Genomic DNA, 26,150 nt, shown 5'->3' on the forward strand with positions numbered 1-26,150 from the left:
GTCCTAGAAAAGCTTGCTGCCGATCTTGGCGTTGACCGCCGGGGAGACAAAGGTCGCTTCGCCGCTGTCCCTTCCCGGGTACTGCACGCCAAGGACCAGCACTTCGGAGACAACCTCCCCCATCCGGCGCGGCGGGAAGTTGAGCACCGCGAGCACCAGCCGGCCTGCCACCTCTTCCGGCGGATGCGCGGTGAAGCGACCGTAACTGACGCGTCGGCCGTATTTTCCGAAATCGACGACCATCCTGTAGGTGGGCTTTGGCGTCGCGTCGCAGGGTTCAGCCGAAACGACACGCCCGACGCGAATGTCCAAAAGTCCCAGGGATTCTTCAAAATTCACTGACGGTTTGAGTTCCGAAGCCACAAAAATCCTCCTTGGCTGATGAACACAGAGTCAAGGGGCCACCCCACGCGAACGTGGCCAGGGCCAGATCAACCCTGATGGAACATGCCCGCCTGAAGGGCAAGTTCTTACGCCCTGGCCCGTGCCTAGCGCAAGCCCAGGGTTCTTGCGGCTTGTACCTGTCAAGGAACTCGGGTAATCTTTATCGTTATTGATTGCATCGTCGGTTCAAGGAGTCTTCATGTCCGTCCGCGCCAAAGTGTTCACCATCATCCTTGTCCTGTTCGCCTCTCTGGGCGTGGCGGATTTTTTCGTCCAGCGTTTCGTCGTCTACCCCAGCTTTCTGGAGCTCGAACATCAGCAGGCGGGACAGAACCTCCAACGCATATTTCACGCCATCGACAGGGAAAACTACCATCTGGAGCGCATCTGCCGCGACTGGGCGACCTGGGACGACACCTACGACTTCATGAACACACGTTCCGAGACCTACAAAACAAGCAATCTCTACGACGAAGCGCTGGACAGCATCTCGGTGAATGTAATGATCTATTGCGCGCAGGATGGAACGATCGTCTGGAGCAATGCCCGCGACACGATTCAAAAAAGTGCCATCTCTCTTGACCTGCTGACGCAGAGACGCATCGCCCCGGACCACCCACTGCTGAAAATTCCTGGGGCGGAAGAAGGACAAAAAGGCATAACCGGAGTCGTCAATACCGAGCTTGGCCCCCTGCTTTTTGCCACACGTCAGATCCTGCGTTCGGATGGAAGCGGTCCCGGCAACGGCTTCCTGGTCATTGGACGAATCTTGAACCAGGACATGGTCAAAACCCTGGGCGAACAGACCCGCATCGCCTTTGAAATCGTCTATCCCTACGCAAAAGAACAGACGCTGTGCGGAAAAAAAGAAGTCACTTACGCCAGCATCGACAACCTCGATTACTTCACCCTGGACGAAGGCGAATTCGTCAAGGTTTGCGGGGCATATCTCGATCCGACAGGGTCGCCCGTCTTCGGCATCCACTACCTGTTCCCCCGGGATATTACCCAAAAGGGCATCTCGAGCATCCGCTACGCCATGGTCCTGGTGGTCTCGTCCGGACTTTTGGTGCTCGTATTGCTGAATGTTTTGCTGCAGGCCGTTGTGCTCAGGCCCCTGCAAAGGCTGACCAGGCATGCGGCCAGGCTGCAACAGGATGGGGATTATTCCCTGCGCATCGATCTGCGGCGCAACGACGAGGTCGGAATCCTGGCCAAAAGCTTCGACAACATGGTGCAAACCATCCGCGAACGCACCGAGGATCTCAAGCGCGCCAACGAACAGCTGAAGCAGCTGTCCCTCCTGGACGGCTTGACGGGAGTCGCCAACCGCCGCATGTTTGACAATTGCCTGAAGCAGGAATGGCGGCGGGCCATGCGCGATCAGACTCCCATCGGCATCATCCTGGCAGATGTTGATTTTTTCAAGGATTACAACGATAAACATGGACATCTGCAGGGTGATCAGTGCCTTATCGCCGTGGCGGCAGTCATGCAGCGCATGATGCAGCGCCCGGCGGATCTGGTCACACGCTTCGGCGGCGAGGAATTTGCCGTCATCCTGGCCGACACTGACGCCGAGGGCGTGACGCATGTGGCCGAGGCCATGCGCCAGGCGGTGCTGGACCTGCACCTGGAGCATGGCGCATCCCAGGTGGGGCCCTTCGTGACCGTGAGCTTTGGCGTGGCCTCCATGACCCCTCGGCTTGAAGACGGTGATGACGGCATGGCGAAGCTGCTGCAGAAGGCGGACAATGCCATGTACCAGGCCAAAAGATCGGGGCGCAACCGGGTCGTGGCTTCGAGTGATGACCAACCCGCCATGCCTTCCGAATGATTTTTCCTCCGCTCCGGATGTTCCGGCGCGGTTCCTTTTCTTCATCGTCACGGCTCCATGCCGACAAGGATATATATGTCTTTTGATTCCCTTGGGCTCCCGCCCGCTCTGGTTCAGGCCCTGCAGACCCGCAAGCTCGACACGCCCCTGCCCGTGCAGGAGGCCGCGCTGCCGGTGCTGATGGCCGGAAAATCGGCCATGCTCGTTTCTCGAACCGGTTCGGGCAAGACGCTTGCCTATCTGCTGCCCATTCTGGCGGGCATCAACGCCGAGAGCATGCACGTGCAGGCCGTGGTGCTGGCTCCCACCCACGAGCTGGCCATGCAGATCCACCGCGTGGCCACGGACCTGTCCCGCGACGCCGGCCTTGGCGTGCGGGTGCAGTCCCTCATCGGCGGGGCAGCGGTCAGCCGCCAGATCGAGGGGCTCAAGAAAAAACCCCATCTGGTGATCGGCTCCGCCGGCCGCATGACGCACCTCATGGAGCTTGGAAAACTCAAGCTGAAAGAAACCGTATGGCTGGTCCTCGACGAAGCGGATCGTCTGCTCATCGAGGAAGGGTTGGAGCACATCCGCAAGATCACGGGCCAGCTTGGTCCCGAGACCCGTTTCGTCTTCGTCTCCGCCACCGAGGGCCCGGCCACGACCCGCATCGCTCGCGGGCTGGCCCCGAACCTTGAATTCGTGCGCGCGCAGGACGGAATCAGCCCGGCCATCCGGCACTGCTATCTGGTCTGCGAGGAACGCGACAAGACCGACTGGCTGCGCAAGGTGCTGCGCGGCCTTTCCCCCGAGCGGGCCCTGGTCTTCGTGCACCGGGGAGCCAGCGCCGAACGCATGTCCGAACGCCTGGAACATCACCAGCTGGCCGTGGCCGATCTGCACGGCGCGCACGACAAGTTCGAACGCCAGGCCGCCCTGGACGATTTCCGCAAAGGCAAGGCCCAGACGCTCATCGCTTCGGACATCGCAGCCCGGGGGCTCGATATTTTCGGGGTGGAACTGGTGGTCAACGTGGACGTGCCAAGCCAGAGCCGCGATTATCTGCACCGCGCCGGGCGCACGGGACGAGCCGGCGCCGAGGGCCTTGTGCTGTCCCTCATGACCGAAGCTGAGAGCCGTCTGGCCAAGCGTTACGCCCAGGATCTGGATATCATCCTGGAACAGGTACAGCTCGTGCGCGGCGCCCTTGTCCCGGCCACGGGCGACTCCGCACAGACCCTGCGCCCGGCTCCGCGTCCTTTCGGCTCCGGCCGGGGCGGCAAAAAAAGACCAGCCCCCGCAGGCCCTGAAACCCGCAAGGAATCCGCCGCTACGACCCCGCCCGCTTCCGCCAGGCAACCGCAGTCCCACGACAAGGCCGCGCCCCCCGTGGCCCGCAAACGCGGGCCCGCGCTCCCCGGCGCAAAGTCCGGCAAGACCGGACAAAAAGCATGGTCGGGACCCAAGCGGAACAAACCCGCCTGATCCTTGCCCGCCCGGCGCGAAACACGCGCGCCGGGCCCTTTCTGCCTGCACCGTCCTTAAGCCGCCTTCGACAAACCAAGCCCCTCCAAATATCTTCGCATCCAGACTGCCAATAAAATCCGGTTGTTGACAAAAATATGGATTCCCGGATAGCTACGGCCATTGATGTTATTATTTTTCAATTAGTGCTATTCTTGAGGCCGGTTTTCCAATTCCATAGTTTCAACTCGCAAATCCTGGCGCGATCCGTATTGCCAAAGACCGGCCAGGAGGGGAGGTGCATTTCCATGTTCAGAACTCTCGCGCTTTGTCTCACCATGCTTTTCTGCCTTTCGGGCGTGGCCCTGGCCCATTTCGGAATGGTCATCCCTTCATCAAGCATCGTCATGGAGAAAAAGGATGCGACCGTCTCCTTTGCCCTGTCCTTTTCCCATCCCATGGAAATGGTCGGCATGCCTCTTGTCGCTCCGGCCTCGTTCAAGGTTTTCGTGGACGGAGAGGCGCAGGAGATGAAGGATGCCCTGAAGCCCGCCACGATCATGGAACATCCATCCTGGACCGCCGAGTACATGATCAAAAGACCCGGCGTGTACCAGTTTGTCATGGAACCCACCCCTTACTGGGAACCGGCCGAGGACTGCTTCATCGTCCATTACACCAAGACCGTCATCGCCGCCTTCGGCGAGGAAGAGGGCTGGGGCGAACCCCTTGGCCTCAAGACCGAAATCGTCCCCCTGACCAGGCCCTTCGGCAACTATGCCGGCAATGTCTTCCAGGGCCGGGTGCTCCTCGACGGTAAACCCGTTGCGGGCGCGGACGTCGAGGTGGAATTCTACAACAAGGACAAAAAGTACGAAGCGCCAAGCGACTACATGATCACCCAGGTAGTCAGGACCGACGCCGACGGCGTATTCACCTATGCCGTGCCTTTCGCCGGATGGTGGGGTTTTGCGGCCCTCAATACGGCGGCTGAAAAGATGGATCACGAAGGTACGCCCAAGGATGTGGAGCTGGGCGCAGTGCTGTGGGCCCAGTTTTTCGATCCCGTGCGCAAATAGGGGGTCCATGCCGGGGCCCGCTCCGGGACCCGTAACATGTGCCGGGCATGGACACATGCCCGGCTTTTTGTCATGCCTCGCCGAACCACGCGAAGAGAGGGCAGAAAAGTGCACATTTCCGAAGGGGTTCTATCTCCCGCCATACTGGGCCTGGGCGCGGTCCTGACCGTCGGCGGCACGGCTCTTGGCCTGCGCCGTCTCGATTACGACAGGCTCATGACCGTGGCCATCCTGGCTGCGGCCTTTTTCGTCGGCTCGCTCATCCACATTCCCATCGGGCCCTCCAGCGCCCACCTGATCCTGAACGGCCTCCTCGGGGCTATTCTCGGCTGGGCCGCTTTTCCGGCCATCCTGGTGGCGCTCATGCTGCAATCCGTGCTCTTTCAGTACGGAGGGTTCACGGTGCTGGGCGTGAACGCCTTCAACATGGCTTTTCCGGCCGTGCTTTGCTTTTTGCTCCTGCGGCCGCTCTTGTCCCGTCCAGGGCGGATACGCACGGTGGCGGCGTTTTGCTGCGGGGCCCTGTCCGTGGCCGGCGCAGGCCTGTTCACGGCCCTCTCGCTGGCCTACACGGACGAAGGCTTCCTGCAGGCCGCACGGCTGCTCTTTCTGGCCCATGTCCCGGTCATGATCGTCGAGGGCATCGTGACCACGCTGGCCGTATCCTTTCTGTCCAGGGTCCGACCCGAACTCCTGCATTTTGCATCAAATTTTGAAGGAGGAACACGTGCGTAGCCTTTTCCTGCTCCTTGTCTTCGCCTTGCTGGCTTCGGGCCCGGCCCTGGCGCACCGGGTCAACATTTTCGCCTACGTGGAAGGCAACGAGATTGTCGCCGAGTGCAGCTACAGCAAATCCAAACGGGTCAGGCACGGCACCATCGAAGTCCGTGACGCCGTCACCGGACGGACGCTGCTGCAGGGAACGACCGACGAGGAGGGACTCTTCCGTTTCCCCGTCCCGGACCAGGCGCGAAAAGCAGGAGCCGACCTGCGCATCCTGCTTCAGGCCGGAGAAGGGCATCAAAACGAGTGGATCGTGGAAGCAGCTGAATTCATGGACGCGCCGGTTCCCAGGGCCCCTGCGCCGGATGCGGGAAAAGCCGCTGAGCCCGCCGCTGCGGGGAGTCCGGATGACTCAGGCACAAAGACGCGGGCGCTATCGCGGGCCGACGTGGAAGAAGTGGTGAGCGCCGCCCTCGACGCCAAGCTTGCCCCCATCAAGCGCACTCTGCTCGAACAAAGCCAGGCCGGGCCGAGAATGCGGGAAATTATCGGCGGCATCGGCTGGATTTTCGGACTGGTCGGCATAGCCGCCTATTTCAAGAGCCGCCCCCGTGTTTGACGAACCTTTTGCCCGTGGCCGCTCCCTGGTGCACGATCTCGACCCCAGGATGCGCCTGGCCATGGCGGCGCTTTTCTCCGTCTGCGTGGCCCTGCTCAAGGACCCTTTCGCGGCCGGCGCGGCGCTGATTCCGGCCGTGACTGTCCTGAGCCTGAGCGCGCCGCCCCTGCACGTGCTTTGCAAACGCGTGGCCCTGGTCAACGTCTTCATTCTTTTCCTGTGGCTGACCGTGCCCCTGACCATGCCCGGCACGCCCTTGGCGACCCTTGGCCCGCTGACGGCAAGCCGTGAGGGCGCCGAGCTGGTTTTGCTCGTCACACTCAAGTCCAACGCCATCCTGCTGACCTTCCTGGCCCTGGTCACGACCATGGATTCTCCGACCATGGGGCACGCCCTGGACCGCCTCGGCGTGCCGTCCAAGCTGGTATTCCTGTTCCTTTTCACTTACCGCTACCTGCACGTCATCGCCGACGAATGGCAGCGGCTGGTCACGGCGGCCAGGTTGCGCGGGTTCACTCCCCGCACCGGCATGCACACCTACCGCACCATCGGGAACCTTCTGGCCATGGTCCTGGTCAACAGCTTCGACCGTTCGAGCCGGGTCTATCAGGCCATGGTCCTGCGCGGATTTCAGGGCCGTTTCGTCTCCGTGGTCCGCTTCAAGGCGCAACCTAAAGACGCGATCTTTGCCTTTTTGTGGATGGCGGCCACGGCCAGCATCGTGCTCATGGACTTTTTTCCGGAGATACTCCTTGTCTGAAACGCCCATTTTCGCCCTGCAGGACGTGTCCTTTGCCTATCCTTCCGGCCACGCGGTGCTGCACGACGTGAACTTCGCCTTTGAACCCGGACAGCAAATCGGGCTCTACGGGACCAACGGCAGCGGCAAGACCACTCTTTTCCACATTGTCATGGGCCTCATGGCTCCGCAACGCGGCAAGGTCCTCTTCCATGGCAGGCCGGTGCGCGGTGAAAAGGAATTTCAGGCCCTGCGCCGCGAGGTCGGCATGGTCCTGCAGAACGCCGAAGACCAGCTCTTCAACCCCACAGTGCTCGACGACGTGGCTTTTGGCCCGCTGAATCTTGGAATGTCCGTGGACGAAGCACGGGAGAGGTCTCTTGCGACCCTGAAGGAGTTGGGCCTGGACGGGTTCGAGGATCGCCTGACCCACCGCCTGTCCGGAGGAGAAAAGAAGCTGGTGTCGCTGGCCACGATCCTGTCCATGCAGCCCAAAGTTCTGCTGCTGGACGAGCCCACCAACGGCCTGGACCCGCAGACCAGGGAGCGCATCATCGAGATCCTTGCCGCCCTGCCCACGGCCCGCATCATCATTTCGCATGACTGGGACTTTCTGGCGCAAACAACCTCGCGGTTCATGACCATAAAGGACGGCCGCCTCGTAACCGACGTGCCGCACTTGCCGCACCGGCATGTGCATGCCCACCCCCTGGGCGACGAGCCGCATCATCACCACGACTAGAGCGCTCGCCATGCGGGCGCGAATGGGCATTTCTTCGGGCTGCCCGGCGCAGGAGGGAAAAGCCCCGGGAACGATGGAGACTTCAGAAGAATTTCAAGGCAGGGCGGAGCCTTGCGTAAACGGCGCGCGCCTCTTCCATGCGTCCGCGCTTGCCGGCCAGCTCCATGTCCCGGGCCAGATCCCCGAGTTCCAGCAGCCCCATGTTGAAAAGAGCCCCTTTGAGCATGTGTCCCGCGTCCGCGATCTCCCGCGCGTCCCCCTCGCCGGAAAAGGCGATTTCAAGGCGGCTCAGCGTGGCGCCCACCGTCTGACAACCAATACCGTAAAGTTCATCGATGTCATCCATGCCCAACCCATAGACCCTGCATAAATGTTCCTTGACCCGCTGCTTCATGCTTTTCTCCGCGCATAGTTTGTCCGGACAAAATCCTTTAAATGTTGAATCAGCACCATGTAGAGAGCCTGGGAGCGACTGACAAGCATCTCGTCAAAACGAAGACCGAGCCCCCATCATGCCCGCCCAGAAGCGAGACGAAGAGTCCCTGGCCTGAAGTGTTTCGCGGACATCGAAACCTTTCTGCCCGCCAAAAAATCCAGGACTTGCTCCCGTCTTGTGGTTGACCCCGGCCACAAATTTTCTTTATGAAATTCCACGGTGTGAAGTTTTTCCACCCACGCACCCCCCAAGGAGAATCACATGGACCCTTCGCTGGCCAAACCCTTCATAAAAGCAACGAAAGATGTTCTCGCCGCCATGGCCGCCCTCGAAGTCGTGGCCGGCACGCCTTACGTCAAAAAAGACAAGATGGCCCGGGGCGATGTTTCCGCCGTGATCGGCATCACCGGAGACAAGCAGGGCACCTTCTCCATATCCTTTGACCGCAAGACCGCCGTGCACATCGTCAAGCAGATGCTCGGCGACGCCATCGAGGACATCCTCCAGGACGTGCAGGACGCCATGGGCGAGATCACGAACATGATCTCCGGCCAGGCCCGCGTCGGACTGGTGGACATGGGCCTCAAGCTGCAGGGCTCCACCCCTTCGGTCATCATGGGCGACAACCACACCATCGCGCACATGAGCTCGGCCCTGGCCATCGCCATCCCCTTCTCCTGCGAAGCCGGGACCTTCACCCTGGAATTCTGCTTCGAATAGGCCCATGAACGGCGCGGGCAACATCAATGAACAGGTTGCCGAGCTTCTGCTCGGGGCCAGTGCCAGGTCGCTGACGGCTCCCAAGGAATTCGACCTCATGGAGATGCCGCTGGAGGGAGTGGCCGCTTTTTGGCTGTCTGTTAAAAAAACCATGGACTCCAAGAAAAAGGGCGACGAATTCCTGCTTGAGGAGGCAAAACACACCCGCGAACCCCACGTCAGATTTCTCCTGGAACTGGCCGCCTCCTCGTTTTCGCCCGCCCGCTGCGAAGAGCTGGCTCAGGTCAGAAAGAAAAACATCCTGGGCGAGCTACACCGCAAATACGTACTCATGGCCATCGGCCTCTTGGGCATCGTGTCCAAGGAAAACCCGCAAAAGGTGATGGTCCGCTTTTTGTCCAAATTTCACATCGCGCCCATTTTCGAGAAACAGGTCTTCGAGGTCGCCCAGCTCATGCTCAGGAATCTGGACAACGCCGAGCTGAACAAGACCAAGTTTCTCAATATCGACCACAAGCTAAAAATCGAGGCGCTCATCATAAACCTCATCTTCTACTGCATGCTGGCCAGAAGAAACGGGGTGGAGCATCTCCTTGGGTTTCAGGAATACATCTCCTCCCAGTATTTCAAGGACGGCCTGATGCTCATCCATGACGGATTCGACTACGACTTCGTCAAATTCCGGCTCAATCTGGTCAAGAAAGAAATCCTCGAAGCCACGGAAACAAAGATGGACCTGTCCATGCAGATGATGTCCGCCATCAAATCCGGGACGCCCTTCAACGACCTCTACCTCATCGCCAAGGCCTTCCTGCCCTGACCTGTCCGCAAAACAGATCCAAATTGCATTATGGCGGCGTACGCTCCTCCACGACCCGGCCATGCCGGACTTATCCTCTTGCGCGCCAAAGACGTGTGCCCCGCTTCAAAGATCCATGATCAGAAGTAGCAGCTCCTCTCCCCAGAGCAGCGTCAGGACCGCCCCGAGACAGAGAAACGGACCGAAGGGGATCGCTGTGCGCAGCCCCTGCCCTTCGGGACGGCGCAGGTAGACCACGGCGAGCGCAAGGGCGCACAGGGCGGATAGAAGGATCATGAGCGGCAGCAGGGACAGCCCGACCAACGCACCAAGACTGAGCATGAGCTTTATGTCGCCGGTGCCCAGGGCATCGATCCCGCGCAGACGCAGGTAGGCCTGCTGCAGGAGAAGAAATATCCCCGCGCCGAAAAGAGCGCCAAGCACGGTTTCAAGCCAGTCGACTGGCAGAAAGAGCGGGGTCGCCAAGGCCAGGACGGCCGCCGGATAGGTCAGGACGTCGGGCAGGATGAAGACCTCCAGATCGATGAAGGAAGCCACCAGAAAAATTCCCAGAAAGACCATGTAGGTCAGCCACTCGCCCGTCGGGCCGAATTTGACCGCAAAGAGCAGCGCCAGGACTCCAGAGAGAAGCTCCACGGCCGGATAGCGCCAGTGGATCTTCCCCTTGCAGGAGCGGCATTTGGCTCCAAGCAGAAAGTAGGACAGGACCGGGATGTTTTCCCACCAGGACAGCACGTGACCGCAGGCCGGACAATGCGAGCCGGGGCTGATCACGGACTTGCCCACCAGATAGCGGTGCACGCAGACGTTGTAGAAGCTGCCCAGGCACAGTCCCAGAATGAGGGCCATGGTGTAAAAAAACGCGGGGTACGAAAAAAGCTCAACCATGCGAACACCTTGGAAGATAATTAAATATGGGATAATTGTAAATTCTTACGCATTTCATGGGCACGAGCTCAGCTCGTGACCCAGACCGCCCAGATCGAGGCTTCGGCGGATAGCCTGTTGACGAGGGTGATGGGCACCCCGAGCTGCTCGGCCTTCCTGTTCAGACGTCTCCAGTTGCAGCGGTCTATTTCATCAAGCAGGGCTAGCCAGACCGCGTTGGTGTCGTCCGGATCGGTCAACGCCCGCTTGATGGCGGGGTCCAGGGGGATCTCCTCCAGCACCAGGTCCATGGACTGGTCCAGAATGGCGTCGAGCAGGGAAAAAAAGCCCAGAAGAAACATGCCGTCCCGGTCGAACACCGTAGGACGGCTCATTGCCAAAAGATGCAGAAAGCGGGCCCGCTGCACGGAAATGCGGACCAGCTCTTGAGCCTTGTCCTCGGTGCCGACATCGGACAGGACGACCACCTGAAGCCACTGCCGCAGGTTCCGGGAACCGAGCATGGAAGCCGCGCGCGGGATGGAGGTGATCTTGACCTGCAGGCCGAAGAATGCGGAATTTATGTATCTGAGCAACCTGTAGGAAATGGACAGATCCGTCTGGATGATTTCCACCAGCCGGGAAGAATCCACGTCCGGGGCGCTCAATTCCTTTAACAGCTTGACCTTGTTGATTTGCGAGGCGGAAAGTTTTCGACCGGGTATAAGCTCGGGACGATTGAAGAAAAAGCCTTGAAAATACGTAAAGCCCAGCTTCCTGCACACCTTGAAGACGTCGTGGTTCTCCACTTTCTCGGCCAACAGCAGCGCATCGAATTTTTTGACCCCCGTGGCGATGGCCTCGACCTGCGCCGGAGTCTTGCCGAGGACGTCGACCTTGATGATATCGACGATCTCGCACAGGGGTTCAAGGCCCGGGTCCCCTTCGAAATCGTCCAGGGCCAGCATGTAGCCGCGCCTCTTGAGCTCCCGACAGGCGCTGATGACTTCGGCTTCCGGCAGGACGGTTTCAAGGATCTCCACCACGCACTGGTCGGCAGGCAGAACATAGGGAGCCTCGCCGAGGAGCACGCTGCGGGGAAAATTGACCAGCGCCCTGGCTCCCTGACGCAACCCCTGCACCGCGAGATTGTAGCCGTCGGCTATGATCTGTGTCGTGGCCTGATCCCCATCGGCGAACACGGCCTCCTGGATGTTTTCGCCGTGCCGGAAAAGAAGCTCGTAGCCCCATATCTGCATCCGTGCCGTGAATATGGGCTGCCGGGCGACAAAAAACTTGTCGTAAAGCTGTTCCGGATACGTCTCTTCCATCACCGGGTCCTCTTTGAAAGGCGCATGGTGCGCCCCCTGCCGCTTCACAGACCTTGAACAGTGAAAGGCTCCCAAAAAATCAAACCGCAAGTATCCAAAGCCCTCCCTAGGACGCACCTCCCATGACTTCATCGGTCCACATCGCGGCCTCGATGGCGGCGTTGTCGACCAGCTCCATGGGAATGCCCATCTGTCCCGCCTTGTCCTCAAGTCCGGCCCAACTGCCGCGATCAAGCTCGTTCAAGAGCTCGATCCAGACGGCATGCTCGCTTTGAGGATCGACCAGGCTGGCCTTGATGTCCGGGTCAAGAGAAATATCGTCGAGAACCTGCGCCATTTGCTGATCGAGGATGGCGTCGAGCACGGAAAAAAAGCCCATCACGAACATGCTGTCCGGCGAAAACGGCGCGGCGCCGGATGTCGCCAGAAGCTGGAGGAAGCGGCCACGCAGCACGGATATGCGGACCAGCTCCTGGCCCTTGTCCGTTGAATTGACATCGGACAAAATGACCACCTGCAGCCATTGGCGCAGATTCTGACGACCGAGCATGTTCACGGCGCGCTGGATGGATTCGATCTTGCCGCGCAGGCTGAAGCGGGCGGAATTGATGTATTTGAGCAGACGATAGGAAATGGACAGGTCCGTCTGAATGATTTCCACCAATCGGGACAGCTCCGCCTCGGATTCGTTGAGTTCCTTAAGGAGCTTGATCTTGGTACTCTGGCTGGCGGAGAGCTTGCGCCCGGGGACGATCTCGGGCTTGCTGAAGAAATACCCCTGAAAATATTCGAAGCCAAGGCGCTTGCAGACGTTGAACATGTTGATGTTCTCGACTTTCTCGGCCAGGAGCCGGGCCTTGTACCCTTTCAGGCCGTTGACGATGGACATGACCTCGGTCGGCGTCTTGCCCAGGATATCGACCTTTATGATGTCCGCTATCTCGCACAACGGCTCAAAACCCGGATCTCCCACGAAATCATCCAGGGCCAGGGTGTAGCCGTTTGCCTTCAGCTCCCGGCACGCCTCCATGACATCATCCTCGGGCAGCACCGTCTCCAGGATCTCCACCACGCAACGCTCGGATGGAAGTACGTATGGCGCTTGGCCAAGAAGGACATTGCGCGGAAAATTGATCAGCGCCTTGACCTTGCTCCCCATGCCCCGGACTCCCAGAGCGAAGCCGTCGGCGATGACCTGTGTCGTGGCCTGGTCGCCGTCCGTGAACACGGCGGACGGAGTTTCTCCATGCCGAAAAAGGAGCTCGTAGCCCCAAATCTTCATTTCTGCAGTGAAAATGGGCTGCCTGGCGACAAAGATCTTGTCGTAAAACTGTTCAGGCATTTGCTCTGTCATTAAACGCCTCTAAGGCATGAGTGGCGCAAAAGGAAGACCGGCACCCTCTTCCAGGCCCAGCATGAGGTTGGCATTGGCAACGGCCTGACCCGAAGCGCCGCGGCAAAGGTTGTCTATGGCCGAAACCACGATGAGTCTGTCCGTGCGCGGGTCCGTGACCAGCCCGAGATCGCAGAAATTGGTGCCGCGCACCCATCTGGTTTCAGGCAGGGTGCCCTGGGGCAGAAGGCGGACCCACCGTTTGCCCGCATAAAACTCCTGGTAGCAGACCCGGATTTGTTCCAGATCCGCACCGGGGGAAAGTTTGGCGTAGGCGGTGGTCAGGATGCCGCGATTGATGGGCAGCAGGTGCGTGTTGAAGGAGAGGCGTATTTCCCGCCCGACGGCCACGCCCAGCTCCTGCTCAATCTCAGGGGTGTGACGGTGTTTGGTCAGGTTGTAGGCCCGAAACGTGTCCGAGACCTCGCAGAAGAGAGTGCCGACCCCGGCCTTGCGTCCGGCCCCGGTGGTTCCGGACTTGGAATCGACGACCAGATCCTCGGGCGAGATGAGCCCCGCGGCCAGCGCCGGATACAGGGCCAGGATGGCGGATGTCGGATAACAGCCGGGATTGGCCACCAACCCGGCCCCGGCGATGCGTTCGGCGTAGAGTTCGGGCAGTCCGTAAACGGCCTCGGCCAGCAGGGCGGACTGCGTGTGCGGGACCTGATACCAGCTCTCGTAGACCGCGTGGTCGCGCAGACGAAAATCCGCGCTCAAGTCAACGACCCTGGTGCCGAGCCCGCGCAGCTCGGCGGCCATCTCCATGGCCGTGCAGTGAGGGACGGCCAGGAAGACGAGGTCGCACTCAGCGGCCAGCACCGTGCAGTCCGGGGCTGATATCTCAAGATCGCCAAGCTTTGTGCCCTGCAGGAAGGGATAAATCTTTTGCAGGGGCTGCCCGGCCTCCTTGCGTGACGTGACCTTGGTCAGGCGCAGGCCGGGATGGCCAAGCAGGATGCGGGTCAACTCCATTCCCGTGTAGCCGGTAACCCCGACCAGACCGACGCGCTTCATCATCCTCGATCCCCCTATTTCGCCTTCTGCACGTATTTCATGCGCAGTTCAAAAAGCATGTCCCGAAGCAGCCGGGCTTCCTGATCCGTCAGATTGCCCCTAGTCTTGCTTTCGAGCATGCACAGGATGTCGATGGTCTGCTTGGCGGCCAGCACGTTTTCCATAACCTGACCGGTCTCGGGCTCTGGTACCTCGCCCAGATAGACCAGGGCGGAAGAGCTCATGGACAGGACAAAGGTCCCAAAATCCAGCTGAGGCATTTCCGGACAGGAACAGGACAATTCCTCATATTCTTCGGCCAATTTCTTCTCTTCGCTCATATTCACTCCTTACGCCCGAATTTCGGGGCAACCGTCGCGCAGCGCTTCTTCATAGGCATTCACGGCATCTTCCAGATACGTCCTGGCGGCGCAATATCCACCGGCCGCATGCAAGCCCACGCGCAGGGCGTGAAGTCCCGCCAGGACGTCGCTCCAATCCACATGGCCCATGTGGCCGAGCCTTACGAGGCTCTTCTTGAGTTCGCCCTGGCCCCCGGCCATGATCACTCCGCAGCGTTCCGCCGCCACCTTGAGCACTTCGCTTCCATCGACGCCCACCGGCAGCTTGATGGAGGTCAGACCCCAGGTGAAATGTGTCTTGGCCAGAAGTTCAAGGCCCATGCTCACCGCTCCGGCCCGGGCCATGGAGGTCAGGGCCCATTGCTTGGCGTACACAGCCTCAAGGGTCTGTTCCCTGAACAGATCGAGGCTCACGGCCAGCCCTTGCAGCAGGTTGACCGGGGACGTGAAGAGGGTCTGGTGGCCCAGACTCTTGTCCCGCTCGGCCAGCAGGTTGAAATAGAAATTGGAGGAACCGACCGCGCGCACCCTGTCCCAGGCGCGCTCGCTTAGGGCGAGCAAGGCCAGGCCGGGCGGAAGCATGAGGCCCTTCTGGGACCCGGTCAGCAGGCAGTCGATGCTCCAGGCGTCCATGGGGCAAGGCGAAATTCCGACAGCCGAGATGCCGTCGACGACAAGAAGCACGTCTTTGTCCCTAGTCACCGCGCCAAGCTCGTGCACGGGATGCAGCACCCCGGTGGAGGTCTCCGAGGCCTGGACCAGCACGCCGCGAAGCGAGGGGTCCGCCTCCAAGGCCGCTCGCACATCCCCGGCGGCAACGGCGTCGCCGTTTTCAAGGACCAGGGAGGTGACCACAAGGCCATGAGCCTCGGCGATCTCGCGCCAGCGCTCTCCGAACTTCCCGCCCTCGACAACGAGCACCTTTTCGCCGGGCGCGAAGAGGTTGGTCACGGCCGCGTGCATGGCTCCCGTGCCGGAACAGGACAGAGGCAGGACCTGCTGCGTGGTGCCGAAGAGATACTTGAGGCCGGGCTGAATGCGCTCCATGACCTGCACGAAATCGCGCTTGCGGTGATGGACCATGTCCTTGGCCAGGGCCAGGCGAACCTCCTCCGGCAAGGGAGTGGGGCCGGGTGTCAGCAATCTTGATTTATTGAGCATATCGTATCCGCAAAAGATGTTTGCAAATGTTTATTGATGAGCCGCGCTCCAGTCCTCGCCAACGCCCCAATCAACCACGAGGGGCACGGAGAGGCTGTACACGGAGGACATGATCCCGGCGACGGCCTGGCCCACTTCCCGGGCCTTTGCCGCCGGGGCTTCGAGCAGAAGTTCGTCGTGAATCTGCAGGATCAGGCTCGCGTCTAATTCGCCAATAACCGGGCTCTTGTCCACTTCGAGCATGGCCTTTTTGATGATATCCGCCGCCGAGCCCTGGACCACGGTGTTGATGGCCATGCGCCTAGCCTGCTGCGCCATGTTCACGTTGCGGGAATTGATCCCGGGCAGCATGCGCCTTCTCCCGGCCAGGGTGGTGACATAGCCCAGAGATCTGGCCCCGGCCTCGATCTCCTCGTAGAACTCCCGCACGCGGGACAGTTTGCTGAAGTAGACCGCGATGAACTCCTTGGCCTCCTTCAGGCTGATGCCAAGCTCCCGCCCCAGCTTCTGCGGGCCCATGCCGTAGAGCAGGCCGAAATTGATGGTCTTGGCCTTGCGCCGCTCGTCGGCGCTGACCTCGGCCTTGTCGAAGAGAATCCCGGCCGTGCGGGCGTGGATGTCGTGACCGGCGGCAAAGGCGTCCGTGAGGGTCGGATCCCCGGACATGTGCGCCAGCACCCTGAGCTCGACCTGCGAATAGTCCGCGGCCACAAGCCGGTTTCCCGGCGCGGCCACGAAACAGGAGCGCATGCGCGGACCGAGCACTCCCCTGATGGGTATGTTCTGCAGGTTGGGATTGCTGCTCGAAAGGCGGCCGGTGGCCGTGGCCAGCTGGTTGAAGGTGGTGTGGATGCGCCCGTTCTTGTCGGCCAGCCGGGGCATGGGCTCAAGATATGTGGAGCGCAGCTTCTCGTACATCCTGAATTCAAGCACGTCGGCGACGATGGGATGCTCCCCGGCCAACCCTTCAAGCACGCTGCTGGACGTGGATTGAGCCCCGCCCGGAGTCTTCTGCTTGCTGGCCAGGCCCAGCCTTGAAAAAAGCACCTCGCCCAATTGCTGGCTGGAGCGGATGTTGAACTCTTCTCCGGCCTGCTCATGAATTTTCTGCGTCAGCCGATCCAGCTCGGTCTGGACCATGGAAAGAAAATCCTGGAATCTGGCCTCGTCGATGCGGATGCCGCGTTTCTGCATGCGCACCAGCACCTCGGTCAGGGGCAGCTCAAGGTCCTGCATGAGTCCGAGCAGCTCCGAACCGGCAAGCCGCGCACGCAGCAGGCGGCCTACGGCAAGCACTGCCTGTCCGTGATTTTCACGGTGCACGTCGATCTCGTCACCCAGGCCGTCGCGAATCCGCTCCAGGGTGTAATTGCGCTCTTCAGGGCTCAAAAGATATGCGGCAAGCTCTATGTCGAAGACTTCGGCGCAGGCCGAGAGATCAAGACGGCCCTGTTCGAGCACGCCCTTGTAGGAAGTCACGAACACATGCGCCCCGGTCAGCGCACGGCACAGATCCGAGGCCGCGCCCATGTACAGGAGCTCTTCGGCATCCGTGCCCAGAATCCATTTTTCGCCCTCGGCATAAAGGCCCACGTCCTTGCCGGCCATGGCCTCAAGACTTGGAACCAGACGCGGTTCAACCCGCGCCGGGCCGGGTTTTTCATCACCGTCCGGGACCGGATCGGTCTTGACGGCCGCTTCCGGCTGGGTACCGGCCGTATTGGCGCGCCCGTTCTTGCGGGCCAGGGCCTGAAATTCCGACAACAGGGAGCGGAACTCATATTCCTTGAAAAAATCCAGCGCCCCGCCGTCAACCTCGCCCACGGCCAGATCGTCAAGACCGTACTCCATGCACATGTCCGTGCGCAGGGTGGTCAGCTCCCGATACACGAAGACCTGCTCCATGTGCGGGGCGAGCAGGGTCTGCTCCTTGGCCGTGAGCCGGTCGAAATTTTTCTTGAGCTCATCAAGGCTCGGAAAGCGCCGCAGAAAGCCCATGGCCGTCTTCGGGCCCACTTTCGGGATGCCGGGGATGTTGTCCGCCGCGTCACCGGTCATGGCCTGAAAATCCGCCCACTGGTCCGGCTTGAGGCCCGTCTCCTCCACAAAGCCTTCGCGGGTGATGAGCTTCTCCTTACCCTGGGCGGGGTCCCACATGACCACGTTCTCATCCAGGCACTGCCGCAGATCCTTGTCCGCGCCGACAATGACCACGCTGCGGTCTTCCTTGAAACGGGCGGCCAGGGAGGCGATGCAATCGTCGGCCTCTCCGCCTTCGGCTTCAAGCACGCGAATGCCCAAAAGCCTGAGTCCGGCCTTCAAGGGTTCGAGCTGCGCGGCAAGCCCTTCGGGCATGCGGGGCCGATTGGCCTTGTAGGAGGGCAGAAGCTCGTGTCTGAAGGTGGGGGCACGGCCGTCGGTGACAAAAACGAGGTGGGACGGGTTCTCTTCGCGCAGGAGTTTCAGGACCAGCTTGAAGACGATATACATGGCGCTGGTCGGAAACCCGTCGGAGCGCTTGAAATCGGGATAGGCGTAAAAACCGCGATAGATGAAGGCGTGGCCGTCGATCAAAAAAAGCGGCTCGGTTTTGAGTCCGAGCCTTGTTTGCAAACTCATGCGCCCTCCGGTTTGGTGGAAGCGGGGCCGGTTACGAGGCCCCGTTCGGTGCTGTCTCCAGCTCTTTCTTCTTTTTCTTCACATCCGCTCCGCCATGCAGGCGCTCCCACACAAACTGGCTGGCATGCTGACAGCCCAGCTTCTCCATGGGAATCTCGGCCCGGGCCATGGACTTGTGTCCTCCGGCCGAACCCACGTCGCCGAAAAGGCGCTTGGCGAACTTGCCCATGTCACGGCGCAGGCCGTCACCACGAAACACGACAACGAGCTTGTCCTCGCTGATGCCGCTGATCATGGTCGTAGACAGCCCGTGCACGCGCAGGAAAAAATCGGCCAGGACGACCAGGATGTCGGAAGAATCGACCTTGCCCATGAAAATGGTGATGGTCTTGCCGGTGACGCGCATCTTGCGGAAAGCCTGGGTGAAGTACTTGAGCCACTCCAGGCGGAATTCCGAGCGGATGATCTTGTGCAGCAGGGGTTTGTTGTAGAATTTCGAGAGATAGCGAAAAGCCTTCATGTCGTTGTCATGAAACTCGCGCTCGAAACTCTGGGTGTCGGTCTTGATCCCGTACAAAAGGGCGGTGGCCAGCAGCTTCCCCGGACGCAGGCCCAGATTGTAGAGATACTCGGTCATGATGGTCGCGTTGGAACCGTACTCGGAAACGATCTCGACGAAATCGGCTTCCACGGGCGTCCCCGCGACCTTGGGATGATGGTCGATGACCACGGAAAAATGGATGTTCGCGAAATCCGGGTGGTGGTGCGGCTGGGAATCGACCAGCGCAAAGCGGTCGTACTGGGCCAGAAGAAGCGGATTGAGCTTCTTGGTCGCGATGCGCAAAAGACGGATCATGGCCAGGTTGTCGGGCCTGGTGATCTCGTTGACATGGGCGATGGCGACCTGCTCCACACGACCGGCGAGGATGCGCTTCAATGCCATGGCCGAAGCCAAGGCGTCAGGATCGGCATTGATGAGGATCAGCCAGCGCTCATTTTTATTCAGCAATTCTTGAAGCTTGGCTAGCTTCGGATCCAGCTTTCGAAAATAGGCCATGACCTTCTCACTTGAGTTTTTGGGCCAACCCGGCAACGACCAGATACACACTTGTACTGACACTGGCAATTTCACGGTTGAGTTGGCCCAGATCACGGGCAAATGCCCGTATTTCGCCATCGAATGCAAGAGGCCCAAGCCCCATTTCAGTCGAGACTAAAATCAGATTTCCGCCTTCGTGGAACTGAAGGCGGGCAAAAAAATCATCTCTCTTGCGCCTGGCGTCTTCCCGGCTTTGGCCCGCCAGCGAAAACATCCAGAAATCAAGACTGTCCACCAGGACACTGCCGCCAAGGGGGGCCAGGGCTCCAAGCGCGCCTGCCAGGTCGGTGTCCACTTCCTGTACCGCTATTTCCGCATCCCGGCTCAGACGATGGGTAATGATCTGCCGCCGAAAGGCAAGGTCCCGGGATTTCCCCGTGGCCACAAGCGTCCAGGGGCGCGGCCCCCGGCACAACAGCTCAAGTCCGAAATCGGATTTGCCGGACTTGTTCCCGCCAAGGATCAGATCAATCATGATGCATGCCCCACCCAAGCAGCCAGGACCGAAGCAGATTCAGGGAACGCCCGAGCTCTTCAAGGGAAAAGATTTCAACCACCAGCGTTTCATCCCCCTTCAGGCGTAACAGGATATCGCGCAACAGGTTCGGATCGGGCAACTGCCCAAGGCCCGCATGTCCGCGCTCCGATTCTCCGCCGTAAATGTGGAGAATGCGCACGCGCTCGAAAAATCCTGGCAGGTCCATCACTCTTTCCTGCCCGTAACTGACCATGTGCCCCACATCCAGACAGACTCCAAGCCCAAGGGCGCCTATCTCGTCCCAGAGCTCGCAAAGATCCCTCTCGCGCGTGTTTTCCAGCCAGAGCCTGGAAGACAGGCCGGGCCTGTGCCGCAGCAGTCCGGAAAGGTCCCCGGGCTCAGGAGGATGGAGCACATAACCGCGTGGGCGCAGAAAGGCAATTTTTTGCTCAAGAGCGAAAATGACGTCGCCGACGGCGGCCGGACCGTCCTTCCAGGGCAGGTCGAGGGGCAGATGGGCATGATAGCCAAGGCCAAGCCCTGGCAGATCCGCGGGCAGATCAAGCTCATCGTACTCCAGGCAACCGCGAGTCTCAAGAAGCATGAGCGCGACCTCCCCCACCATGGAAGAAAGTGCCCGGCAATTGGGCCCGACCCGGTCGGGAATGACGCAGGATGGGGCGGCCAGTCGAAATCGCATGGGGGTCAAAAGAGACTCAGCTGCCGTTCACTCAGGCGCACATGACGCTTGATGGCGCTCTTGCGCAGCATGTCCTGGGGCAAACGGCGCACCAGGGACGACAGGGCGAGTTTCAGGGTCTTGCCGAAAACGCGCCGGCTGGCGCAATGGCTGAGAAAGAGCATGGACTTGGCCCGGGTCAGGCCGACGTAGAAGAGGCGGCGTTCCTCGTCCATGTCGAGCACATTGTCGTCGCCGGGCTTGCCAAGGAGCATGTCCATGCCCGCAAAGGGCAGGATGCCCTCTTCAAGGCCAGGCAGAAACACGACCTCGAATTCAAGCCCCTTGGCCCCGTGCATGGTCATGATCTGTACTTTCTGCGCCTTGGCCCTGATGGCGCAGAGCTCGGTTTCAAGCCTGACCATGTTCAAAAGCCCGCGCCAGCCCGAGCAGACCTGGAAGGTCTTGACCAGGTCCACGAAAGCCTTGCTCTTCCAGAACAGCGCGTCAAAAGGCGGGGTCGCGGAGAAATGGACGGCCATGGCCAGCGGGCCCTTCTCGACCACGTCCTCGGGACAGGACGGGATCTGTTCGTCCAGGGCGTCGGGCAGCCCGAGCACGTTTCCGGCAATACGCAAGATGAGGTCCACCCGGGCATCGACAAAAAAGGATTCCTGTTCGGGCACGGAAACGGGTATCCCGGCACCCTCCAGAGCCTTGGCGATGGGCGGGATGAGAGCCTTGAAGCGCACCAGAACGGCGATGTCGCCGGGGGAAATGTTCTTTCCCTCGTGCGTGTCGGCCTGCCAGTGCCCCGTGCCCCCCAGAAGCTCGCGCACCCGCCCCGCGATCCAGCCCGCCTCCTGCTCGGCGCCCTGGGCTTCGAACAGCACAAGGGACGCCGACAGGGATTTCCGGGCCACCAGGGTCTGCCTCTCCGTGAATAGATGCGCCGCAAGGCTCAGGATCTGCTGCGCCGAGCGGTAGTTGTGCACCAGCCTGATCCTCTTGAGATCCGGCCACAGATCGCGCAGCCTGGCCTCGACATTGCGCACCGCGCCACGAAATCCGTAAATGGCCTGGTTCGGGTCCCCGATGGCAAAAAAACCCCGCCCGCCCTGGGAGCAAAGCATCGTGACCAGTCCGAGCTGCAGCGCGGAGAGATCCTGCACCTCGTCGATCAGAACGTGATCGTAGTCCGGGACGCATTGGCCAAGCTCCAGGTGTTCAAACCAGAATTCGAGCAGGTCGGTGTAATCGACCAGATTGAAGCGGACCTTGTCGTCCAGATAGCGTCTGGTGTGTTCGCCGGGAATGCGCACCCCGTCTTCGCGGGCCAGGGATTGCTCGTTCCACGCGGTCCTTAGCTCCTTGCCCTGCAGATCGGGATTGGCCGCCGCGAAAAGCCTGCGGCTGCTCTCCTCGGAAAGAAGGATCGGGGCCTCTCCCATGACGGAGGTCCAGTACTCAAGCCCTAGGGCGTGCAGGGTGTCGGTCTTGGGCAGCACGGGCAGGCCTGGACAAAGCCGCTGCAGGCGGTCTTTCAATTCCCGCGCGGCCTTGCGGGTGAAGGTCAGGATCAGGATTCGCGCCGGATCGGCGCCCTGTTCGAGCAGGTGCCGCACCCGTCCCATGAGGGTCTGGGTCTTGCCCGTGCCGGGACCGGCCAGGACCAGCACCGGCCCGGGTCCGGCAAGAATCGCGGCCATCTGCATTTCATTGGCCGCCAGGACCGTGTCCTCCGGCAAGGGGGACGCCTCCGCGCTGGTCTTCCGCCAGCGCTGTCCCAAGACTTCCGGCGGCGCGGACCGGGCGGCCATGGACAACATGCGTCCGTGTTTGAATTCGAGCAGTTCCTGAGGGGCGAACATGGAAATGCGCCCATACTCGCCGTCATAGCCCGAATGCCTGTGCACCACGCCCTGACGCATCCTGCGCACTGCCTCGGCCAAAACCGTGGAGGAGCGCCGCAGATCCTCTTCGGGGACGCAGCGCAATATGTTGAACTCTGAACCGAAATCCCGCACCAGTTGATTGTACATGCCGAGCACTTTCTTTGTGCCTGGGCCCACTCCCAGAATTTCCGAAAGGACTTCGGTCAGGGGCACCAGGGACGAGAATCCCGGATGATGGGCGGGCCGCACGGGCAGATCCCGGTCCGAGAGGGCAAAGATGCGATTGAGCACGCCGATTGTCAGAGGTTTGCCGCAGACCGGACAAAGCCCCCGATGCGCGGCCGTCTCCTGGGGTTCAAGCACCACCCCGCATTTACGGTGGCCGTCGAGATGGTATTTCCCTTCCTCGGGATAGAATTCAAGGGTGCCTTCAAAACGCGTCGTTTCGCTCTTGCGCCCCAGGGCGGCGCGAATGCCCGCAAAAGACATTTCCCCTGAAAAAATATTGACTTCCCGTCCCAGTTTTTCCCCGGAATGGGCATCGGAATTCGACACCAGTGTGAAACGATCCAGGGCGCTGACCATCCAGTTCATTTCGGGATCGGAGGACAGGCCGGTTTCCAGGGCGAAGATTTCTGCACTCAAATCCTCGAAACAGTCTTCGATACGATCAAAGCCGGACTTCGAGCCGAAAAGGGAAAACCACGGAGTCCAGATATGGGCGGGAATGAGATAGGCCAGCGGATCGGTTTCCAGAACCATTTCAAGAAGATCATGCGCATCGAGTCCGAGAATGGGGCGGCCGTCCGAAGCGAGATTGCCGACCTGCGCCAGACGGGTGTTGAACCTGAGGGCCGCGTCGATGCTCGGCATGAAGACCAGATTGTGGATTTTGCGGACCTTGCCCCTCTTCTTGTAGATGGAGCTGATTTCGGTGCAGAGCATGAACCGGATGTGCGCCGTGTTCATGCTCCCGGAATACCAGGGCAGTTCCTGTTCGAGGGCCTTGTCATCGCGCAGGCGCAGCAGTCCGCTTTCCTCGGCTTCGAGCTGTCCGGTGATGATGTCCATCCAGCCCGGGTGGGTGAAGTCGCCCGTGGCCAGGATGTCGATGCCCTTGATCCCGGCCCAGGCCACCAGATTTCTCGGTGTGAGGTTCTTGCTCGTGGCCCGGGAAAATTTGGAATGAATGTGCAGGTCGGCGATGAAATTGTTCACGTTGTATCCTGGGGATCCTTTTGGGTCCGGAAAAAGGAGAGGTCCTGAACCAGCACGGCCCGGGTTCCTCCCGAGGGAATATTGACAAGATCAATGAATGTTCCGTTCTGAGCCGCGAGCCTGCGGGCGATGGCCAGGCCCAGACCCGAGCCCACGGCCTTGCTGGTCACGAACGGATCGAAGCACTTGTCCAGCATGTCCGGCGCCAGCCCCGGACCATTGTCGGCAATGATCAGGGTTCTGCTGTCCTGCCCGTGCGTCTCACGGATGCTGATCTTCGGATTTTCCGTATTTTCAAGAGCCTGCAAGGCATTGACCAAAAGATTTATGAGGATCTGGTGCAACTGGTTGCGATCAAAATAAAACGGCTCGTCCCCGACTTCAATTTCGATTGCAACTCCTTGATATTGAAGGCGAAGTGGCATGAGCACATGCTCCAGCTCCCTTGCCAGATCAAGGGCTGCCAGCTCGGGCGCCTTGGGGCGGGCAAAGATCAGGAAATCCTTGAGCAGAAAATCAAGTCGGTCGATATCGCGCAGTATGACCCGTGAGAGCCTGTCGGAAAATTCCTTTTCCAGATCATCCGAGAGAAGAAGCTGAAGACTGGTCTTGATCCCGGCCAGCGGGTTCTTCATTTCATGGGCCAGACCGGCTGCCAGTTCGCCGACGCTGGCCAGCTTCTCCATTTCCTTGACCTGCCGTTCGAGTCTTTGCACTTCGGTGATGTCGGAAAAAAGAATCATCCAGCCCTGATTTTCGGGCAATTCGGTGATCTTGAACCCGAAAACCAGTCCACGCTCATTGCTTATGACCATGTTCCGTCGCAGACAGGCAAGTTCGCGATCATTCCAGAAGGGAAGAAACTCGGGGAAATAGACATCGAATCTGGTGCCGATCATCTCGTTGCGATCGTGTCCGGGAAGCCAGTTCAGGGTGCGTTGATTCACGGTCGTGATTCTGCCGTCATTATTCACGACCAGAAGTCCGGCATCGATCCAGTCAAAAACGCGGTATTTAATCTCCTCGGCTTTGCGCAGGGCTTCTTCCTGCTCAATGATCCTGTATAAAAGACGATTCTCCGCCGTGCGGCTCAATTTGACCAGCGAGCTGACCAGAATGAGCGCAAGCGTCAGCAAGCTGTAATTATAGGCAAGGTCGGAACCGCGAATGTGAGCCTGATCCCAATAGTGCGGAAAGTAGAATTGAAAACAGGATATTATGAAAAGAAGAACCCAGACAAGAAAAGAGGAAATTATTATCGTTTTAAATCCGATTATCCGGCCATAGAAAAAAAGGCATAATATATAAAGAAAAACAAAAGAGCTAAATGATCCACCAGTTAATACAACCCACCAAGTCGTTAGAAAAATATCTGCAAAAAGCTGAATTCTGAATAATAGAAAAGAGCTGATGAATCTTTTTGCTGCCAGAAGATATATGATACTTAATGAAAAACCGCTTATGAAAAACAGAATATACTGAAAATCTCTGTTTAATTCTAGCCTCATGCCTCTATCCGAGATATTGACGATCTCGGCCAAGGCCAAAACCAAAAGAAAGACCATGATCCCGAGACGGATCACGGAGAATTTGATGTAGAAATTTTTGAATTCGTCGGAAGGTTTCAGTACAGGGTTATTGTCCACAATCCCTAGGATCTCCCTGCAGTTTTTCCACCGCATGCTTGAGCGCGGGCAAGATGGCGTGCAGATTTTCGCGCACGGCCTTGGGGCTTCCCGGCAGATTGACAATCAGGGAGAGTCCCATGACTCCGGCCACGGCGCGGGAAATCATGGCATGCGGAGTCTTGGCAAGGGAGGTTTGGGTCATGGCGCGTTCAAATCCTGGAAGGCGCTTGTCCAAAAGAGGCAGGGTCACTTCGGGCGTGATGTCGCGGGGGCCTACTCCGGTTCCGCCGGTGGTGAAGACAAGATCGAAGCCCTGGAAGAGGCAACAGTCCACAAGGGCTGCTTTCAGGATTTCAGACTCGTCGGGAATGATCATTCCCCGGGCAAGGTCTATCTCCATGGCTTCCATGGCCGCGTCGCGAATGGCCGGTCCGCTGGCATCGACGCGCTCGCCCCGAGAACCCTTGTCGCTCAGAGTGATCCAGGCCAGGGAAAAACCCCGCCGGGACCGCGTGCACGAAAATTCTCCCGGTACGAACACGCCCTTTTCCTTTCGTGCAACCCAGGCAGGCATGAAGAGTCCGTCTTCCCGGCAGAGCCGAATCCGGTTTTCAAGCTGCACGGAGCAGGTTGGGTCATGGATGATGTCGCCAGCCCGCAGCTTTTCATCAGCATCGAACCAGCCATGAATCAGCGGATGATCCTGTCCCTGACCAATGATCACCGTACCGGCGGTATAGGCATCCTTCCAGGTAACACGCATGCAGGCCCCTTGTGCTTCGATTTTTTTTTGTATTGACCTGTTTTGCCTACCAAAGCCCGGCGCGGTTGTCATTACCGCAATCAGCCGGCACTTGTCCGTGAAGTGGGTCTGGAGTA

The 26,150-nt window shown here is 59.7% G+C and carries 24 protein-coding genes; 9 read left to right on the plus strand and 15 right to left on the minus strand.

Annotated features, from left to right (window positions below; translation table 11 throughout):
* Window positions 1–3: 3 nt before the first annotated feature.
* Window positions 4–363: a tRNA-binding protein gene (locus tag H4684_RS02555; RefSeq protein ID WP_092189902.1), complete on the minus strand. Its 360-nt coding sequence runs from the start codon at window positions 361–363 to the stop codon at window positions 4–6.
* Window positions 364–583: 220 nt separating this feature from the next.
* On the opposite strand from H4684_RS02555, the gene H4684_RS02560 reads away from it, so the two are divergent.
* From H4684_RS02560 to H4684_RS02590, 7 genes are all read left to right on the plus strand, one after another.
* A complete protein-coding gene (locus tag H4684_RS02560; RefSeq protein ID WP_192622720.1) occupies window positions 584–2,221 on the plus strand; it encodes a sensor domain-containing diguanylate cyclase in 1,638 nt (545 codons plus the stop codon).
* 75 nt (window positions 2,222–2,296) lie between these two features.
* Entirely contained in the window at window positions 2,297–3,688 is a 1,392-nt protein-coding gene (locus H4684_RS02565; protein WP_192622721.1) for a DEAD/DEAH box helicase, read from the plus strand.
* 287 nt (window positions 3,689–3,975) lie between these two features.
* Window positions 3,976–4,746 (plus strand): DUF4198 domain-containing protein, encoded by a 771-nt coding sequence (locus tag H4684_RS02570; protein WP_192622722.1) that lies wholly within the window; start codon window positions 3,976–3,978, stop codon window positions 4,744–4,746.
* Between the two features lie 108 nt (window positions 4,747–4,854).
* Window positions 4,855–5,481: a cobalt transporter CbiM gene (gene cbiM / locus H4684_RS02575; protein ID WP_192622723.1), complete on the plus strand. Its 627-nt coding sequence runs from the start codon at window positions 4,855–4,857 to the stop codon at window positions 5,479–5,481.
* A complete protein-coding gene (locus H4684_RS02580; RefSeq protein ID WP_192622724.1) occupies window positions 5,474–6,088 on the plus strand; it encodes a cobalamin biosynthesis protein CbiL in 615 nt (204 codons plus the stop codon). The genes cbiM and H4684_RS02580 overlap by 8 nt, the downstream gene beginning before the upstream one ends.
* Entirely contained in the window at window positions 6,081–6,848 is a 768-nt protein-coding gene (cbiQ, locus tag H4684_RS02585; protein ID WP_192622725.1) for a cobalt ECF transporter T component CbiQ, read from the plus strand. Before H4684_RS02580 ends, cbiQ begins: the two co-directional genes overlap by 8 nt.
* Complete coding sequence (locus tag H4684_RS02590) at window positions 6,841–7,569, plus strand: energy-coupling factor ABC transporter ATP-binding protein (protein WP_092189888.1); 729 nt, start codon at window positions 6,841–6,843, stop codon at window positions 7,567–7,569. The genes cbiQ and H4684_RS02590 overlap by 8 nt, the downstream gene beginning before the upstream one ends.
* Before the next feature lie 82 nt (window positions 7,570–7,651).
* On the opposite strand, the gene H4684_RS02595 is transcribed toward H4684_RS02590, so the two are convergent.
* Complete coding sequence (locus H4684_RS02595; RefSeq protein WP_092189886.1) at window positions 7,652–7,963, minus strand: Hpt domain-containing protein; 312 nt, start codon at window positions 7,961–7,963, stop codon at window positions 7,652–7,654.
* A gap of 303 nt (window positions 7,964–8,266) precedes the next feature.
* On the opposite strand from H4684_RS02595, the gene H4684_RS02600 reads away from it, so the two are divergent.
* The gene (locus H4684_RS02600) at window positions 8,267–8,725 is read left to right on the plus strand and encodes a chemotaxis protein CheX (RefSeq protein WP_092189884.1); all 459 of its coding nucleotides are present in this window, start codon (window positions 8,267–8,269) and stop codon (window positions 8,723–8,725) included.
* Window positions 8,726–8,729: 4 nt separating this feature from the next.
* The gene (locus H4684_RS02605) at window positions 8,730–9,545 is read left to right on the plus strand and encodes a MotA/TolQ/ExbB proton channel family protein (RefSeq protein WP_092189882.1); all 816 of its coding nucleotides are present in this window, start codon (window positions 8,730–8,732) and stop codon (window positions 9,543–9,545) included.
* 105 nt (window positions 9,546–9,650) lie between these two features.
* On the opposite strand, the gene H4684_RS02610 is transcribed toward H4684_RS02605, so the two are convergent.
* The 13 genes from H4684_RS02610 to H4684_RS02670 form a co-directional block, all read right to left on the minus strand.
* Entirely contained in the window at window positions 9,651–10,433 is a 783-nt protein-coding gene (locus tag H4684_RS02610; protein WP_192622726.1) for a prepilin peptidase, read from the minus strand.
* A gap of 68 nt (window positions 10,434–10,501) precedes the next feature.
* Window positions 10,502–11,743 (minus strand): EAL and HDOD domain-containing protein, encoded by a 1,242-nt coding sequence (locus H4684_RS02615; RefSeq protein ID WP_192622727.1) that lies wholly within the window; start codon window positions 11,741–11,743, stop codon window positions 10,502–10,504.
* Window positions 11,744–11,849: 106 nt separating this feature from the next.
* The gene (locus H4684_RS02620) at window positions 11,850–13,085 is read right to left on the minus strand and encodes an EAL and HDOD domain-containing protein (protein WP_225940195.1); all 1,236 of its coding nucleotides are present in this window, start codon (window positions 13,083–13,085) and stop codon (window positions 11,850–11,852) included.
* 21 nt (window positions 13,086–13,106) lie between these two features.
* Window positions 13,107–14,156 (minus strand): N-acetyl-gamma-glutamyl-phosphate reductase, encoded by a 1,050-nt coding sequence (argC, locus tag H4684_RS02625; RefSeq protein WP_407644763.1) that lies wholly within the window; start codon window positions 14,154–14,156, stop codon window positions 13,107–13,109.
* 11 nt (window positions 14,157–14,167) lie between these two features.
* Entirely contained in the window at window positions 14,168–14,473 is a 306-nt protein-coding gene (locus tag H4684_RS02630; RefSeq protein ID WP_092189872.1) for a DUF1844 domain-containing protein, read from the minus strand.
* 9 nt (window positions 14,474–14,482) lie between these two features.
* Complete coding sequence (locus tag H4684_RS02635; RefSeq protein ID WP_192622729.1) at window positions 14,483–15,655, minus strand: pyridoxal-phosphate-dependent aminotransferase family protein; 1,173 nt, start codon at window positions 15,653–15,655, stop codon at window positions 14,483–14,485.
* Between the two features lie 30 nt (window positions 15,656–15,685).
* Entirely contained in the window at window positions 15,686–18,274 is a 2,589-nt protein-coding gene (gene polA, locus H4684_RS02640) for a DNA polymerase I (protein WP_192622730.1), read from the minus strand.
* 31 nt (window positions 18,275–18,305) lie between these two features.
* The gene (locus tag H4684_RS02645; RefSeq protein ID WP_092189866.1) at window positions 18,306–19,331 is read right to left on the minus strand and encodes a DHH family phosphoesterase; all 1,026 of its coding nucleotides are present in this window, start codon (window positions 19,329–19,331) and stop codon (window positions 18,306–18,308) included.
* A 7-nt stretch (window positions 19,332–19,338) separates the two neighbouring features.
* On the minus strand, window positions 19,339–19,848 hold the full coding sequence (locus tag H4684_RS02650) for a bifunctional adenosylcobinamide kinase/adenosylcobinamide-phosphate guanylyltransferase (RefSeq protein WP_092189864.1): 510 nt from the start codon (window positions 19,846–19,848) through the stop codon (window positions 19,339–19,341).
* Window positions 19,841–20,551 carry a cobamide remodeling phosphodiesterase CbiR gene (gene cbiR, locus H4684_RS02655; RefSeq protein WP_192622731.1) on the minus strand — a complete coding sequence of 237 codons (711 nt, stop codon included), beginning with the start codon at window positions 20,549–20,551 and terminating at the stop codon, window positions 19,841–19,843. Before cbiR ends, H4684_RS02650 begins: the two co-directional genes overlap by 8 nt.
* A gap of 5 nt (window positions 20,552–20,556) precedes the next feature.
* Window positions 20,557–23,643, minus strand: a complete 3,087-nt coding sequence (locus H4684_RS02660; protein ID WP_192622732.1) for a UvrD-helicase domain-containing protein — start codon at window positions 23,641–23,643, stop codon at window positions 20,557–20,559.
* Window positions 23,640–24,779 (minus strand): two-component system sensor histidine kinase NtrB, encoded by a 1,140-nt coding sequence (locus tag H4684_RS02665; RefSeq protein ID WP_192622733.1) that lies wholly within the window; start codon window positions 24,777–24,779, stop codon window positions 23,640–23,642. The genes H4684_RS02660 and H4684_RS02665 overlap by 4 nt, the downstream gene beginning before the upstream one ends.
* Window positions 24,780–25,278: 499 nt before the next feature.
* On the minus strand, window positions 25,279–26,034 hold the full coding sequence (locus H4684_RS02670; RefSeq protein ID WP_192622734.1) for a MogA/MoaB family molybdenum cofactor biosynthesis protein: 756 nt from the start codon (window positions 26,032–26,034) through the stop codon (window positions 25,279–25,281).
* Window positions 26,035–26,150: the final 116 nt, after the last annotated feature.

Source organism: Desulfomicrobium macestii (genome assembly GCF_014873765.1).
GTDB lineage: Bacteria > Desulfobacterota > Desulfovibrionia > Desulfovibrionales > Desulfomicrobiaceae > Desulfomicrobium > Desulfomicrobium macestii.

Excerpts from the sequence above, each read along its gene's own strand:
- H4684_RS02605 (WP_092189882.1), top strand. The coding sequence starts at position 8,730 with ATGAACGGCGCGGGCAACATCAATGAACAGGTTGCCGAGCTTCTGCTC.
- H4684_RS02670 (WP_192622734.1), bottom strand. The coding sequence starts at position 26,034 with ATGCGTGTTACCTGGAAGGATGCCTATACCGCCGGTACGGTGATCATT.
- H4684_RS02650 (WP_092189864.1), bottom strand. The coding sequence starts at position 19,848 with ATGATTGATCTGATCCTTGGCGGGAACAAGTCCGGCAAATCCGATTTC.
- H4684_RS02600 (WP_092189884.1), top strand. The coding sequence starts at position 8,267 with ATGGACCCTTCGCTGGCCAAACCCTTCATAAAAGCAACGAAAGATGTT.
- polA (WP_192622730.1), bottom strand. The coding sequence starts at position 18,274 with ATGAGTTTGCAAACAAGGCTCGGACTCAAAACCGAGCCGCTTTTTTTG.
- argC (WP_407644763.1), bottom strand. The coding sequence starts at position 14,156 with ATGATGAAGCGCGTCGGTCTGGTCGGGGTTACCGGCTACACGGGAATG.
- H4684_RS02565 (WP_192622721.1), top strand. The coding sequence starts at position 2,297 with ATGTCTTTTGATTCCCTTGGGCTCCCGCCCGCTCTGGTTCAGGCCCTG.
- H4684_RS02615 (WP_192622727.1), bottom strand. The coding sequence starts at position 11,743 with ATGGAAGAGACGTATCCGGAACAGCTTTACGACAAGTTTTTTGTCGCC.
- H4684_RS02595 (WP_092189886.1), bottom strand. The coding sequence starts at position 7,963 with ATGAAGCAGCGGGTCAAGGAACATTTATGCAGGGTCTATGGGTTGGGC.
- H4684_RS02620 (WP_225940195.1), bottom strand. The coding sequence starts at position 13,085 with ATGCCTGAACAGTTTTACGACAAGATCTTTGTCGCCAGGCAGCCCATT.
- H4684_RS02630 (WP_092189872.1), bottom strand. The coding sequence starts at position 14,473 with ATGAGCGAAGAGAAGAAATTGGCCGAAGAATATGAGGAATTGTCCTGT.
- H4684_RS02645 (WP_092189866.1), bottom strand. The coding sequence starts at position 19,331 with ATGGCCTATTTTCGAAAGCTGGATCCGAAGCTAGCCAAGCTTCAAGAA.
- H4684_RS02610 (WP_192622726.1), bottom strand. The coding sequence starts at position 10,433 with ATGGTTGAGCTTTTTTCGTACCCCGCGTTTTTTTACACCATGGCCCTC.
- H4684_RS02560 (WP_192622720.1), top strand. The coding sequence starts at position 584 with ATGTCCGTCCGCGCCAAAGTGTTCACCATCATCCTTGTCCTGTTCGCC.
- H4684_RS02635 (WP_192622729.1), bottom strand. The coding sequence starts at position 15,655 with ATGCTCAATAAATCAAGATTGCTGACACCCGGCCCCACTCCCTTGCCG.
- cbiR (WP_192622731.1), bottom strand. The coding sequence starts at position 20,551 with ATGCGATTTCGACTGGCCGCCCCATCCTGCGTCATTCCCGACCGGGTC.
- H4684_RS02570 (WP_192622722.1), top strand. The coding sequence starts at position 3,976 with ATGTTCAGAACTCTCGCGCTTTGTCTCACCATGCTTTTCTGCCTTTCG.